General features: G+C 66.7%; 14 protein-coding genes and 2 riboswitches. Of the genes, 13 read left to right on the forward strand and 1 reads right to left on the reverse strand.

Annotated elements, in window-relative coordinates:
- Nucleotides 1-2 precede the first annotated feature (2 nt).
- Both PT015_RS05620 and PT015_RS05625 read left to right on the forward strand, forming a co-directional pair.
- Nucleotides 3-503 (forward strand): VOC family protein, encoded by a 501-nt coding sequence (locus PT015_RS05620; RefSeq protein ID WP_285189435.1) that lies wholly within the window; start codon nucleotides 3-5, stop codon nucleotides 501-503.
- Nucleotides 500-1,996 carry an FAD-binding protein gene (locus tag PT015_RS05625; RefSeq protein ID WP_285189438.1) on the forward strand — a complete coding sequence of 499 codons (1,497 nt, stop codon included), beginning with the start codon at nucleotides 500-502 and terminating at the stop codon, nucleotides 1,994-1,996. The genes PT015_RS05620 and PT015_RS05625 overlap by 4 nt, the downstream gene beginning before the upstream one ends.
- Nucleotides 1,997-1,999: 3 nt before the next feature.
- Here the strand turns inward: PT015_RS05625 and PT015_RS05630 are convergent, their stop codons facing one another.
- A complete protein-coding gene (locus tag PT015_RS05630; protein WP_285189441.1) occupies nucleotides 2,000-3,919 on the reverse strand; it encodes an ABC transporter ATP-binding protein/permease in 1,920 nt (639 codons plus the stop codon).
- Nucleotides 3,920-3,996: 77 nt separating this feature from the next.
- On the opposite strand from PT015_RS05630, the gene PT015_RS05635 reads away from it, so the two are divergent.
- The 11 genes from PT015_RS05635 to PT015_RS05685 all read left to right on the forward strand — a co-directional run bounded on the left by PT015_RS05635 (nucleotide 3,997) and on the right by PT015_RS05685 (nucleotide 14,133).
- Nucleotides 3,997-5,643 carry an acetolactate synthase gene (locus tag PT015_RS05635; protein ID WP_285189444.1) on the forward strand — a complete coding sequence of 549 codons (1,647 nt, stop codon included), beginning with the start codon at nucleotides 3,997-3,999 and terminating at the stop codon, nucleotides 5,641-5,643.
- 40 nt (nucleotides 5,644-5,683) lie between these two features.
- Nucleotides 5,684-8,008, forward strand: a complete 2,325-nt coding sequence (gene secA2, locus PT015_RS05640; protein ID WP_285189446.1) for an accessory Sec system translocase SecA2 — start codon at nucleotides 5,684-5,686, stop codon at nucleotides 8,006-8,008.
- Nucleotides 8,009-8,021: 13 nt separating this feature from the next.
- Nucleotides 8,022-8,615: a CDP-alcohol phosphatidyltransferase family protein gene (locus PT015_RS05645; protein ID WP_285189448.1), complete on the forward strand. Its 594-nt coding sequence runs from the start codon at nucleotides 8,022-8,024 to the stop codon at nucleotides 8,613-8,615.
- Nucleotides 8,608-9,522, forward strand: coding sequence for a DUF881 domain-containing protein (locus tag PT015_RS05650; protein ID WP_285189449.1), 915 nt, complete (start codon nucleotides 8,608-8,610; stop codon nucleotides 9,520-9,522). Before PT015_RS05645 ends, PT015_RS05650 begins: the two co-directional genes overlap by 8 nt.
- A 34-nt stretch (nucleotides 9,523-9,556) precedes the next feature.
- Nucleotides 9,557-9,889, forward strand: a complete 333-nt coding sequence (locus tag PT015_RS05655; RefSeq protein ID WP_285189451.1) for a small basic family protein — start codon at nucleotides 9,557-9,559, stop codon at nucleotides 9,887-9,889.
- Between the two features lie 16 nt (nucleotides 9,890-9,905).
- Entirely contained in the window at nucleotides 9,906-10,769 is an 864-nt protein-coding gene (locus tag PT015_RS05660; RefSeq protein WP_285189453.1) for a DUF881 domain-containing protein, read from the forward strand.
- Nucleotides 10,770-10,792: 23 nt separating this feature from the next.
- Nucleotides 10,793-11,188, forward strand: a complete 396-nt coding sequence (gcvH, locus tag PT015_RS05665; protein WP_285189455.1) for a glycine cleavage system protein GcvH — start codon at nucleotides 10,793-10,795, stop codon at nucleotides 11,186-11,188.
- 209 nt (nucleotides 11,189-11,397) lie between these two features.
- Nucleotides 11,398-11,868, forward strand: a complete 471-nt coding sequence (garA, locus tag PT015_RS05670) for a glycogen accumulation regulator GarA (protein ID WP_285189457.1) — start codon at nucleotides 11,398-11,400, stop codon at nucleotides 11,866-11,868.
- On the forward strand, nucleotides 11,868-12,605 hold the full coding sequence (gene ftsR, locus PT015_RS05675) for a transcriptional regulator FtsR (protein ID WP_285189459.1): 738 nt from the start codon (nucleotides 11,868-11,870) through the stop codon (nucleotides 12,603-12,605). The genes garA and ftsR overlap by 1 nt, the downstream gene beginning before the upstream one ends.
- A 109-nt stretch (nucleotides 12,606-12,714) precedes the next feature.
- Nucleotides 12,715-13,206 (forward strand): bifunctional nuclease family protein, encoded by a 492-nt coding sequence (locus PT015_RS05680; RefSeq protein ID WP_285189462.1) that lies wholly within the window; start codon nucleotides 12,715-12,717, stop codon nucleotides 13,204-13,206.
- A gap of 282 nt (nucleotides 13,207-13,488) precedes the next feature.
- A complete protein-coding gene (locus tag PT015_RS05685) occupies nucleotides 13,489-14,133 on the forward strand; it encodes a MerR family transcriptional regulator (protein WP_285189463.1) in 645 nt (214 codons plus the stop codon).
- 67 nt (nucleotides 14,134-14,200) lie between these two features.
- Nucleotides 14,201-14,298, forward strand: a riboswitch (glycine riboswitch).
- A riboswitch (glycine riboswitch) is annotated at nucleotides 14,299-14,404 on the forward strand. It begins immediately after the preceding riboswitch.

Raw genomic sequence — 14,404 nt, forward strand, 5'->3', positions numbered from 1 at the left:
CGATGAGTCTCCGCTTCGGATCACCGGTCCAAACCGCATGGGTGACGCGCGACCTGGATGCCACCGAAACGGCTCTCACCGGGCTATTAGGCGTCAGGAAGTGGGTGCGTCTGCCCGACATCCACTTCGCGCCGGACGCCTGTAGCTACCTTGGTGCCCCGGCCGATTTCGTCGCCAACATCTCACTGAGCTACCTCGGCGAAATGCAACTCGAACTCATCGAACCGGTCCGCGGGCCTAATATCTATAGTGACCTTTTGGACAACTCTGGCCCGGGCTTACACCACATCTGCGTCGAGGCTGACTCTCCGGAGGAATTCGATGCCGCCCTCGCCTCGGCGGAGCAGCAGGGGGCCTCGGTGCCACAGCAGGGCGTGATGCCCGGGGGTCTGCGCTTCGCCTACCTGTCCGCGCCGAATTCCGGCGTTCCGTTCATCGAGATCGCGCACTTCTCACCCGAGATGCGGCAGTTCTTCGACTACATCAAGCAGGAGCAGCAGTGAGTTCTACCGACATCCCGGCAACATTGAGCGTCGATGACATCCCGTCGTGGTCGGACGAGGCGGACGTCGTAGTGCTCGGCTTCGGCATCGCGGGCGGGTGCGCGGCGGTCAGCGCTGCCGCCGAAGGCGCACGGGTCCTGGTGCTGGAACGGGCCGCCGCCGCGGGTGGCACCAGCGCGATGGCCGGGGGTCACTTCTACCTCGGCGGCGGCACGGCGGTTCAGGAAGCGACAGGTCATCCCGACTCCGCCGAGGAGATGTACAAATACCTCGTCGCGGTGTCGCGCGATCCTGACCATGAGAAGATCCGCGCCTACAGCGGCGGCAGCGTCGAGCACTTCAATTGGTTGGAAGACTTGGGTTTTCAGTTCGAGCGAAGCTTCTACCCGGGCAAGGTCGTGGTACCGCCGGGCACCGAAGGGCTCAGTTACACCGGCAATGAGAAGGTCTGGCCGTTCTGCGAGCAGGCCGTCCCGTCGCCGCGAGGGCATTCCGTTCCCGTGCCCGGAGAACTCGGCGGCGCGTCGATGGTGATCGATCTGCTGGTCAAGCGCGCCGACGAACTGGGCGTCCAATTCCGGTACGAAACGGGGGCAACCAACCTGGTCCTGGACGCCGAGGGGGTCGTGGTCGGAGTCGCGTGGAAGCACTTCACCGAAACCGGTGCGGTCAAAGCGAAGTCGGTGATCGTCGCGACCGGCGGATTCGCGATGAACGCCGACATGGTCGCCGAACACACCCCTGAACTGGGTCAGCCGCGCCGCACCAAACACCATGGGCTGGTGGCTCCATACATCTTGGGCAATCCGAACGACGACGGTCTCGGTCTGCGGATGGGTGTTTCGGCGGGCGGCGTGGCCGAGAACATGAACGAGAAATTCATCACCGCCGCCGCGTATCCACCCGAGATCCTGCTGACCGGTGTGATCGTCAACAAAGACGGCAAGCGATTCGTCGCCGAGGACTCCTACCATTCGCGCACATCGGCTTTCGTGCTCGAGCAGCCAGAGCAGACGGCGTATCTGATCGTCGACGAGGCGCACACCGAGATGCCCGCGATGCCGTTGATCAAGTTCCTCGACGGTTACGAGACGATCGCCGAACTCGAAGAGGCACTCGAGATCCCCGCGGGTCATGTGGCCGCGACGCTGGAGCGCTACAACGAGTTCGCCGCCAACGGCGAAGATCCCGACTTCCACAAGCGCCCGGATTATGTTGCGCCGCAGGACAATGGGCCGTGGGCCGTATTCGACCTGTCACTCGGGCGGGCGATGTACTCCGGTTTCACGATGGGTGGCCTGGCGGTCACCGTCGACGGCGAGGTCAAGCGCGGCGACGGCGGCGTCGTCCCGGGCCTGTACGCGGTCGGCGCGTGCGCATCGAACATCGCCCAGGACGGCAAGGGTTACGCCAGCGGCACGCAACTGGGCGAGGGGTCGTTCTTCGGGCGCCGCGCCGGAACGCACGCGGCCGGCAGGGCCGCGGGCGGGTAGGCGCTAGACCGACGCGGGTTGCTTGTCCACCTCGCCGAGCCGCCACGGGCCGCCGCCGAGCAGTTCGAGATGGCGTTGGTGGAACGTCTCCACCGCGGGCCGATGGCTCACGCTGACCACGATGCACTGCGGTAACTCGTTGTGCAGCAACTGATATAGCGCATGCTCCAGACCTTCGTCGAGCGCCGAGGTGCTCTCGTCGAGGAAGACGGCCTTGGGTTTGGTGAGCAGGATGCGTGCGAACGCGACCCGCTGTTGCTCGCCGGGAGAGAGCACCTTGGCCCAGTCGCGCACCTCGTCGAGGCGATCCGCGAGGGGAGTGAGCGCGACCTGGCTGAGCGTGTTCTGCAGAGTCTCGTCGGAGATGTCGGTCGGCGAGTTCGGGTAGCAGACCACCGTCCTTAGATCGCCCAGCGGAACGTACGGCAGCTGGGACAGGAACATCGTCGCGTTCTCGCCGTCCGGGCAGCGCAGCGTCCCGGACGCATACGGCCACAGCTCGGCGAGGCTGCGCAGCAACGTGGTCTTGCCCGCACCCGACTGTCCCGTAATCACCAGCGACTGACCGGATTCCAGGCGCACGTCGAGTGCGTCGACGAGCGGATCCCCGTCCGGCGTGCGCACCTCGACGCCGTCGAATTCCACCGAACCATCCGCGGTTGGGCGCGTCAGCACCGCGGGCAGATCGCGGCCCTTGGCATTGGCGTCAACCAGACCGTGCAGACGGAGGATGGCCGCGCGGAAGGAGGCGAAGGAGTCGTAGTTGTTGCGGAAGAACGACAGCGAATCGTGGATCTCGCCGAATGCCGTGGCGGTCTGCGTGACGTCGCCGAATGCGATCTGACCGGCGAACAGTCGCGGAGCCTGGACGAGCCACGGCAACGGCACGATGGCCTGCGACATCGACACGTTCCAGCCGAGGAATCCGACCGTCCGGCGGACGTATCGCCGGTAATTGTCGATAACCGGTGTGAACCGACTCCACAATGTTGCGCGCTCGACCCTTTCACCTCGGTAGAAGCCGACCGCCTCGGCCGAATCCCGAAGCCGGACCAGCGAGTAACGGAATGCGGCGTTGAGTTTCTCGTTGTTGAAGCTCAGCCAGATCAACGGACGTCCCAGCCAGAACGCGACGATCGTCGCGACCGAGACGTAGAGGATGACGATCCAGAACATTGCGCGTGGCAGCGTAAAACCGGAAATGCTCAGTGGGCCAGACAGATTCCACAGGATGGCCGCGAAGGAGATCACCGACACGACCGATTTCACGGCGCCGAAGAGCAAGGTGTTGGTGGTGTCGCTCTGCGGAACGTTGGTCATCCCGCCCATCCCTGCGGTGAAGATGTCGACGTCCTGCTGAATTCGCTGATCCGGGTTGTCGATGGTGTTGTCAATGAACAGATCTCGGTAATACGCCCGACCTCTGAGCCAGTCGTCGGACAGGTACCCGGTCAACCACACCCGCCAAGCGATGATGAATCGCTGCGTCAGGTAGATGTCCAGCATCACTCGGGAAATCCACAGCGTGGCAAGCACACTGAAGTGGATCAACGACTTATAGAAGCCGTCGATACCGCTCTGCCTGATCGCGGCGTTACCCGACGCGGTCCCCATGAACGCGGTCTGCAACGAGCTGAACATGTCGTTGCTCTGGTAGCTGAGCAGCACCACCAGGCGCACCGAGAGCAAGACCAGTAGCAGCAGAACCGCCAACTGCAACCAGGTGGGGACGGCGTGCCGCCCGGTGAAGTAGCCGCCGGTGATCCGCCAGTACTGGCGCCCCCAGGTGGTCACGTAGCGCAGCAGGATGAGCACCAGCAGCACGCTGACCGCGGCGATCACCCAACCTTTGGCCAGCCACCACAACGATTCCGTGGTCGCCGTGGACCAGTCGATCGACGGCTTGAACGGCTTCGGCTCCAAGATCGCGTCTCCTTGCTGACGAGGGCATCCAGCCCGTCGTCACAGTGGATGCTTCCCCGCGAAAGTACCGTAGGGCCATGGGCAACGACGCCGACAACAGCTTCCACGCCGGACAACTGATCGCGCGCCGGTTGAAGGCCAGCGGGATCGACACGCTCTTCACCCTGTCCGGCGGTCACTTGTTCTCGATCTACGACGGATGCCGCAGCGAGGGGATCCGGCTGGTCGACACCCGGCACGAACAGACCGCAGCGTTTGCGGCCGAAGGCTGGTCCAAGGTCACCCGCCAACCCGGGGTCGCCGCTCTCACCGCCGGTCCGGGCGTCACCAACGGCATGAGCGCCATGGCCGCGGCGCAGCAGAACTCGTCGCCGCTGCTCGTGCTGGGTGGCCGGGCCCCGGCCGGGCGCTGGGGGATGGGCTCGCTGCAGGAAATCGACCACGTGCCATTCGTCGCGCCGCTGACCCGATTCGCCGCCACCGCGCCGTCGGCCGATGCCGTCAGCGGCCTGATCGACGACGCACTGCGCGCCACCGTCGGTGCCCGATCTGGCGTAGCGTTCATCGACTTTCCGATGGATCACGCCTTCTCCGTCGCCGCCGACACCGGGCTACCCGGTGCCCTGATCGAGACGCCGGCGCCGGCGCTGCCCGACGGCGACGCGCTGGATCGCGCCGTCAGCCTGCTGGGGGCCGCGCAGCGTCCGGTGATCATGGCCGGCACCAACGTGTGGTGGGGCCACGCCGAGCAAGCACTGCTGCGGTTGGCCGAGCAGCGCCGGATTCCGGTGCTGATGAACGGCATGGCCCGCGGCACAGTACCGGCGGACCACCCACTGGCTTACTCCCGGGCGCGCTCAAAAGCGTTGGGGGAGGCCGACGTTGCCATCGTTGTTGGGGTGCCGATGGACTTCCGGCTGGGCTTCGGTGGCGTTTTCGGACCGGACACCCAGCTGATCGTGGCCGACCGCGCGCAACCGGAACGCGCGCATCCCCGGCCGATCGCTGCCGGCCTCTACGGCGACCTGTCGGCCATCCTGACGGTGCTGAGCGAGACGCCGCGGGCCGAGACCGCGGGCCACGAGGAATGGGTGGCCGACCTGCGGGCGACCGAGACCGCGGCGCGCGAGCGGGAGCAGGGCGAGTTGGCCGACGATCGCAGCCCGCTGCACCCGATGCGGGTCTACGCCGAACTCGCGCCGATGCTCGACCGCGACGCGATCGTCGTCGTCGACGCGGGTGACTTCGGTTCCTACGCCGGCCGCGTGATCGACAGCTACGTGCCGGGAGCGTGGCTGGACAGCGGTCCGTTCGGGTGCCTCGGTTCGGGCCCCGGCTACGCGCTGGCCGCCAAGCTGGCCCGCCCGGACCGTCAGGTGGTGCTGTTGCAGGGCGATGGCGCCTTCGGTTTCAGCGGGATGGAGTGGGACACGCTCGTGCGACACAACATTCCCGTCGTCTCGGTGATCGGCAACAACGGGATCTGGGGGCTCGAACATCACCCGATGGTGGCCCTCTACGGCTACTCCGTGGTGGCCGAACTGCGGCCGGAGACCCGCTACGACGAGGTCGTTCGCGCGCTCGGCGGGCATGGCGAACTCGTCGCCACCCCGGCCGAGCTACGCCCGGCGCTGCAGCGCGCGTTCGACAGCGGCCTGCCCGCGGTGGTCAATGTGCTCACCGATCGCGAGGTCGCCTATCCACGCCGGTCCAATCTGGCGTAGCCCGGCCTGCATCGCCACCGGTGGCTAGTACCGTTGACCTGTGCCAAAGACCACCAGCTCTTCGTCCTCCCGCCTGAGCGGCCGCTTCTGGAAGCTGCTCGGCGCCAGCACCGAGAAGAACCAGGGCCGCTCGCTGGCCCAGGTCACCGCGTCCGCGGAGTACGACGACAAGGCGGCGGGACTCGACGACGAGCAGCTGCGCAAGGCCGCGGGCCTGCTGGACCTCGACGATCTGGCCGAAGCCGACGACGTCCCGCAGTTCCTGGCCATCGCGCGGGAGGCCGGCGAACGCGCCACCGGTTTGCGGCCGTTCGACGTGCAGTTGCTCGGCGCGCTGCGGATGCTGGCCGGCGACGTGGTGGAGATGGCGACCGGTGAGGGCAAGACCCTGTCCGGTGCGATCGCCGCCGCCGGCTACGCGCTGGGCGGGCGGCATGTCCACGTCGTCACGATCAACGACTACCTGGCCCGCCGGGACGCCGAGTGGATGGGCCCGCTGCTGGAGGCGCTTGGTGTCACGGTCGGCTGGGTGACCGGCGAGTCGACCCCCGAGGAGCGACGCGCGGCCTATAAGTGCAACGTCACCTACGGGTCGATCAACGAGATCGGCTTCGACGTGCTGCGCGACCAGTTGGTCACCGACGTCGACGATCTCGTCTCGCCGAACCCGGACGTCGCCCTGATCGACGAGGCCGACTCGGTGCTCGTCGACGAGGCGCTCGTGCCGCTGGTACTGGCCGGCACCAGCCACCGCGAGCAGCCGCGAGTAGAGATCATCCGGCTCGTCGGCGAATTGCAGGCCGGCGAGGATTACGACACCGACGCCGACAGCCGCAACGTCCACCTGACCGATGCGGGCGCCCACAAGCTCGAAAAGCGGCTCGGCGGAATCGATCTCTACTCCGAGGAGCACGTCGGCACCACGCTCACCGAGGTCAACGTCGCCCTGCACGCGCACGTGCTGCTGCACCGCGACGTGCACTACATCGTCCGCGACGACGCCGTGCACCTGATCAACTCGTCGCGCGGCCGCATCGCGCAACTGCAGCGCTGGCCGGACGGCCTGCAGGCGGCGGTGGAGGCCAAGGAGGGCATCGAGACCACCGAGACCGGCGAGGTGCTCGACACCATCACCGTGCAGGCGCTGGTCAACCGCTACGAGACCGTCTGCGGCATGACCGGCACCGCGCTGGCCGCGGGCGAACAGCTGCGCCAGTTCTACAAGCTGGGTGTGTCGCCAATTGCACCGAATACGCCGAACATTCGCGAGGACGAGACCGACCGCGTCTACATCACCGCCGCGGCGAAGATCGACGCGATCATCGCGCACATCATCGACGTGCACGAGACCGGCCAGCCCGTTCTGGTCGGCACGCACGACGTCGCCGAGTCCGAAGAGCTGCACGAGCGGTTGCAACGGCGCGGTGTGCCCGCGGTGGTGCTCAACGCGAAGAACGATGCGGAGGAAGCATCGGTGATCGCCGAAGCCGGCAAGCTCGGCGCGGTGACCGTGTCGACCCAGATGGCCGGTCGCGGGACCGACATCCGGCTCGGCGGCTCCGACGAGACCGACCACGCGAAGGTCGTCGAACTCGGTGGACTGCACGTCGTCGGCACCGGCCGCCACCACACCGAGCGACTCGACAACCAGTTGCGCGGCCGCGCCGGTCGCCAGGGCGACCCCGGCTCGTCGGTGTTCTTCTCGAGTTGGGAAGACGACGTCGCGGCGGCCAACCTCGAACCCAACAAGCTGCCCGTGCAGACCGACGAGGACGGCCGCGTCGTCAGCAACAAGGTGGCCGGGCTGCTGGAGCACGCCCAGCGCGTCGCCGAGGGCCGCCTGCTCGACGTGCACGCCAACACCTGGCGCTACAACCAGCTGACCGCTCAGCAGCGGGCCATCATCGTCGAGCGCCGCAACACCCTGCTGAGCACCGCGACCGCCCGCGAGGAACTCGCCGAGCTGGCCCCGGACCGTTACGAGGAACTCTCCGAACAGCTTTCCGAGGAACAGCTGACGAAGATCTGCCGGCTGATCATGCTGTATCACCTCGACCGCGGCTGGGCGGACCACCTCGCCTACCTCGCCGACATCCGGGAGAGCATTCACCTCCGTGCGCTCGGCCGGCAGAACCCGCTCGACGAATTCCACCGGATGGCGGTCGACGCGTTCGCGTCACTGGCCGCCGATGCGATCGAGGCGGCCCAGCAGACGTTCGAGACGTCGCCGTCGATCGAGAGCGAGCCGGGGGTCGATCTGTCCAAGTTGGCCCGTCCGACGTCGACGTGGACTTACATGGTCCACGACAACCCGCTGTCCGACGACTCGCTTTCCGCACTGAGCCTGCCCGGCATCTTCAGATAGGGAAACACCGCACATGAACCGGCCCGCCCACGACCGGCTGCTGACGGTGCCCAACGTGCTCAGCGGACTCCGTCTGGTCTTGATCCCGGTCTTCATCTATCTCCTGCTCGTCGCGCACGCCAACGGGTGGGCGGTGGCCATCCTGATGTTCAGCGGCGCGTCGGACTGGGCCGACGGCAAGATCGCCCGGTTGATGAACCAGTCCTCGAAACTGGGCGCCTATCTCGACCCGTTCGTCGACCGGCTGTACATGGTGACGACACCGATCGCGTTCGGGCTGGCGCACATCCTGCCGTGGTGGATCATCGCGATCCTGCTGGTTCGCGACGTCCTGCTGGCCGCCGAGTTGCCGCTGCTGCGCACGCGGGGCATCACGGCGTTGCCGGTGATCTACGTCGGCAAGGCGGCGACGTTCGCGTTGATGTCGGCGTTCCCGCTGATCCTGTTGGGCCAGTGGGACGCACTGTGGAGTCGCGTCGTATTGGCTTGCGGCTGGGCCTTTTTAATCTGGGGTACATACATGTACCTCTGGTCGTTCATGGTGTACGCCTACCAGGTCGTGATCGTGCTGCGCCGGATGCCAGCGGTGCGGGTCCGCAATGCCTGACCAGGCGCTCGGCGGCTACGAGCCCTATTCCGGGCTCAGCGCACACCAGGCCGGAAGGGTGCAGCGGATCCCGGTCCCATCGCTGCTGCGCGCGTTGCTGTCCGAGCATCTCGATCCCGGTTACGCTGCGGCCGCCGCTAAGCGCGACGCCGGCGACGAGCCGACCGGGCGGGCGCGGGCGCAGGGCTGGTTCTGGCAGGCGCTGGCGGCGCTGCTGGTGGCCGCGGTGTTCGCAGCCGCGGTCGCGCAGGCGAGACTGGTCGCGCCCGGCGTGAGCGCGGCCCAGCGGGTGCTGGCGACCGGCGTCCGATCCGAGGAGAAGACGACCTCACAGCTCACCAAGGAGCGCAATTCGCTTGCGGCGCAACGCGACGACGTACAGCGCCACGCGCTGGCCGAGGACGCCGCCGGGCGTCGGCTGCTGGCGAGCCTCGACCGACTCAGCCTGGCGGCCGCCAGCACCCCGGTCACCGGCCCGGGGCTGAGTGTCACCGTGACCGATCCGGGTGTCAGCCGCAATCTGTCCGACGTGTCCAAGCAGCGGGTGGCCGGCAGTCAGCAGATCATCCTCGACCGCGACCTGCAGTTGGTGGTCAACTCGCTGTGGGCCAGTGGTGCCGAAGCGATCTCGGTCGACGGGGTTCGCGTGGGCCCGAACGTCACCATCCGGCAGGCGGGTGGTGCGATTCTCGTCGACAACAATCCCACCAGCAGCCCGTACGCGGTGCTCGCGATCGGGCCGCCGCACGCCATGCAGGATGTGTTCAACAACAGCCCGGGACTGCGCCGTCTGCGGTTGTTGGAGACGTCGTACGGGGTCGGCGTCGACGTCAGCGCCAAGGACAACCTCACGCTGCCCGCCGGGGCGGCGCGAGATGTCAAGTTCGCCAAACAGATTGGTCCGTAGTGCGAAAAGTCCGAGTAGCAGGAGCACAGCACCGATGATCGGTATCGCAGCACTGGCCGTCGGGATTGTGCTGGGTCTGGTTTTCCACCCCAACGTGCCGGAGATCGTCCAGCCGTACCTGCCCATCGCGGTGGTCGCCGCCCTCGACGCCGTCTTCGGCGGGTTACGGGCTTACCTGGAACGGATTTTCGACCCCAAGGTCTTCGTGGTGTCGTTCGTGTTCAACGTGTTGGTCGCGGCACTGGTCGTCTACGTCGGTGACCAATTGGGTGTCGGCACGCAGCTGTCGACCGCGATCATCGTCGTCCTGGGTATCCGTATCTTCGGCAACGCCGCGGCGCTGCGCCGCAGGCTGTTCGGGGCGTGATGGACGTGAGGCCGACATGAGCGACACCGACCCGGACGACGCCGCGACGCAGAAGATCGAGGCCGTTGCCGATGACACTGCGACGCAGAAGATCGAGCGGGTGTCCGACGACGAGCACGGCCGCCACGAATTGGGGTCGCACGAGCCCAAGCCCGCGATCGGCGAACTGCAACCCCGCGGGTTTCTGCGGCGGGGTCGCACGGTGTTCGGCACCCTGGCGGTGATGCTGTGCCTCTTGCTGGGTGTCGCCATCGCAACTCAGGTGCACCAAACCACCTCCGGCGACTCATTGGACACCGCCCGCCCCGCCGACCTGTTGGTGCTGCTGGATTCGCTGCGGCAGCGAGAGGCCACGCTCAGCACCGAAGTTGCAGAGCTGCAACGCTCGCTGAACGCCCTGCAGGCCTCGGGCAGCAGCGACCAGACCGCGATCCAGAACGCCCAGGCCCGGCTCGCGGCGCTGTCGATCCTGATCGGCACCGTCGGCGCCAACGGCCCGGGCGTCACGGTACGCATCGAGGACCCGGGTCCGGGTGTCGCGCCGCAGGCGATGCTCGACGTGCTCGACGAGTTGCGCGCCGCCGGCGCCGAGGCGATCCAGATCAGCGACCGCCACCAGGCCGTGCGCACCGGCGTCGACACCTGGATCGTCGGCACCCCGGGCGCGTTGACCGTCGACAGCAAGACCCTGATGCCGCCGTATTCGGTTGTCGCCATTGGCGATCCGCCGACCCTGGCCGCGGCGATGAACATTCCCGGCGGCGCGGTGGACAGCGTCAAGCGGGTCGGCGGGACCATGACGGTTCAACAGTCCGACAAGGTCAGCATCACCGCCTTGCGGCAACCGAAACCGCGCCAATACGCTCAGCCCGTCAAGTAGTCACCGACAAGAACAGGAACACCGTGAGCGAAATCCCACCAGATTTGCACTACACCACCGACCACGAGTGGGTTCGGCGAACCGGTGACGACACCGTCCGGGTGGGTATCACGGACTTCGCCCAGTCGGCGCTTGGCGACGTCGTGTTCGTCCGGCTGCCCGACGTGGGTGACGAACTGAACGCGGGGGAGGCCTTCGGCGAGGTGGAGTCCACCAAGTCGGTCTCTGACTTGTACGCGCCGTTGTCGGCGAAAGTCGTTGCGGTGAACGAGGATCTGGATGGCAGCCCCGAGCTGGTCAATTCCGAGCCCTACGGCGGCGGATGGCTAATCGACCTGCAGGTCGACAGTGCGGCGCTGGACAAGGGATTCGGCGATCTGCTGGACGCCGAGACCTACCGCGGCTCACTGTCTGAGTGACCCTTGTTATCGTTCCCTCCGCCCGACGACAACGGGCCGAACCGGGATGGAACACGCGCGGCTGCCAGATGTAGCCGCCGATCCGGCGGGGGACGGCACATTGGGCTCCTGTGCGCGGTACGGTCGTCACATCGACGGTCACAGCGGGTGGGAAGCCGGTCGGCCGAACCCAACCAGACAACGCAGCAGCGGCCAGTGAGGAGCAGCGGGTGACGGACAAGGACAACGACCTGACTTCTGATGAAGTCACCGTGGAAACGACTTCGGTTTTCCGCGCCGACTTCCTCAATGAGTTGGACGCTCCCGCGCAGTCGGGCTCCGAGACCTCGGTGTCCGGCGTCGAGGGGCTTCCGGCCGGTTCAGCGTTGCTGGTCGTCAAACGGGGCCCGAATGCCGGTTCCCGGTTCCTGCTCGATCAACCCACCACGTCGGCCGGCCGTCACCCCGACAGCGACATCTTCCTCGACGACGTCACGGTCAGCCGCCGGCACGCCGAATTCCGCTTGGAGACCGACGAGTTTCACGTCGTGGACGTCGGCAGCCTCAACGGCACCTACGTCAACCGCGAACCGGTCGACTCGGCCGTGCTGGCCAACGGCGACGAGGTCCAGATCGGTAAGTTCCGCTTGGTCTTCCTGACCGGGCCCAAGGCGGGCGAAGACGGAGGGTCGGGAGGCTAGTGACCGCGCCCGAGACCCCCGCGCTGAGCGGGATGTCGATCGGAGCGGTCCTCGACCTGCTACGCCCAGACTTCCCGGATGTGACGATCTCCAAGATTCGCTTCTTGGAGGCAGAGGGTCTCGTAACGCCGCAACGCGCGGCGTCGGGCTATCGCCGGTTCACGGCTTACGACTGTGCTCGGCTGCGCTTCATCCTGACGGCGCAGCGCGATCAGTACCTGCCGCTCAAGGTCATCAAGGCGCAACTCGACGCGCAACCCGACGGCGAGTTGCCGCTTTCCGGATCGCCTTACGGCGTACCGCGATTGGTGACGGTGGGCGACGGCGCGCCGGCCGAGACCGACTCGGTGGCTGTCGCACCCACCCGCGTCCGGCTCAGCCGTGAGGATCTGCTGGATCGCTCGGGTGTCGACGACGACCTGCTGACGGCTTTGCTCAAAGCGGGCGTGATCACCACCGGGCCGGGCGGGTTCTTCGACGAGCATGCCGTGGTGATTCTGCAGTGCGCCCGCGCGCTCGCCGACTACGGCGTCGAACCGCGCCATCTGCGCGCATTCCGCTCCGCGGCGGACCGGCAATCCGATCTGATCGCGCAGATCGCCGGGCCTCTCGTGAAGGCCAACAAAACCGGTTCGCGCGACCGCGCCGACGACCTGGCGCGCGAAGTCGCCGCCCTGGCCATCACGCTGCACACCTCGTTGATCAAGTCCGCAGTGCGCGACGTTCTCCACCGCTGAAGGACTAGACTTCGGAACCACAGCTTGCGCACGGCGGCTTGGTGTTTGCACCGCGACGTCCGCGCAGGTCTGATCCGGAAACGGCAGCACGTGCGGAGGGCAGACACAGATGGGTGAAGTTCGCGTCGTCGGCATTCGCGTCGAGCAGCCGCAGAACCAGCCGGTGCTGCTGCTGCGCGAGGCCGACGGTGATCGTTACCTGCCCATCTGGATCGGCCAGTCCGAGGCTGCCGCAATCGCCCTCGAGCAGCAGGGCGTCGAGCCGCCTCGTCCGCTGACCCACGACCTGATCCGTGATCTCATTGCCGCGCTTGGACATTCGCTCAAAGAGGTGCGCATCGTCGATCTGCAGGAAGGCACCTTCTACGCCGACCTGATCTTCGACCGCGACATCACCGTGTCGGCGCGGCCGTCGGATTCGGTGGCGATCGCGCTGCGGGTGGGTGTGCCGATCTATGTCGAGGAGGCGGTGCTCGCCGAGGCGGGCCTGCTCATTCCCGACGAGAACGACGACGAGCCGACCGCCGTCCGCGAAGACGAGGTCGAGAAGTTCAAGGAGTTTCTCGACAGCGTCTCGCCGGACGATTTCAAAGCCACATAACACGCCGAACCCCTCGCGGCGTCGCACTGGATGCGGCGTGCCGAAATCGTGCGCTGCAGATCTGAATCGGCAATATCACGGATGCGTCTCAACTGCGAGTTCGCCCTCGACACGCCCGACGGATAGCGTGGGCTCACCGCGTCGACCGCCATACTTTGCTTCGACTGATTAGTTCTACAAACACGACAGCGAGTCGAAAAGCGTATGCTCACAAGCACTCGATTGAGCAAACGCGGAAACCTGCAGCCCCGTAACGAGCGCGATCGGCGAGAGGAAGCCCCCGTGGGAGATCAGCCACGTCAGGATCAACTGGATCTCGAGTCGTTGACCGCGCTCGATGACAGTTCGGCGCCGGAACCTGACCAGGCGATCCACGTGACGGCCGAGCCCGTGCAGGGCGGCTTGTTCCCCGACGACTCCGTCCCCGATGAACTCGTCGGCTACCGCGGACCCAGCGCCTGCCAGATCGCCGGCATCACCTACCGCCAGCTGGACTACTGGGCCCGTACCTCGTTGGTGGTGCCCTCGATTCGCAGCGCCGCAGGCTCCGGCAGCCAGCGCCTGTACTCGTTCAAAGACATCCTGGTGCTCAAGATCGTCAAGCGGCTGCTGGACACCGGCATCTCCCTGCACAACATCCGCGTCGCCGTCGACCACCTGCGCCAGCGCGGCGTACAGGACCTGGCCAACATCACGCTGTTCTCCGACGGCACCACGGTCTACGAGTGCACCTCCGCCGAGGAGGTCGTCGATCTGCTGCAGGGCGGACAGGGCGTGTTCGGCATCGCCGTCTCCGGCGCGATGCGCGAACTGACCGGTGCCATCGCGGATTTCCCCGGCGAGCGCGCCGACGGCGGCGAGTCGATCGAGGCGCCCGAAGACGAACTGGCCTCGCGGCGCAAGCACCGCGACCGCAAAATCGGCTGATCGGGCCGGTCCTATCGGTGCCGCCGGCTGTGCCGCGGGCATCGAGTCGGTAAACTCGACGACGCATCGTTCTCGCGCGGGAGAGTTCCGTGGCCGCCAGCCACGGGCGCCGAAGGAGCAATACCTCTCCGTCAACCTCTCAGGCACCCGGACCGCGCCGGACCCCGATGCCTCTGGAAAGCGGTGACCTCGAGTCGCCCGCCCATGGGGAAAGACAGCTGATGTCGAATCTCTCAGGCGCCCGGTTCGGGTAGACGACAGAGGGGGAGGA

The sequence above is a fragment of the Candidatus Mycobacterium wuenschmannii genome, assembly GCF_030252325.1.
Lineage (GTDB): Bacteria > Actinomycetota > Actinomycetes > Mycobacteriales > Mycobacteriaceae > Mycobacterium > Mycobacterium wuenschmannii.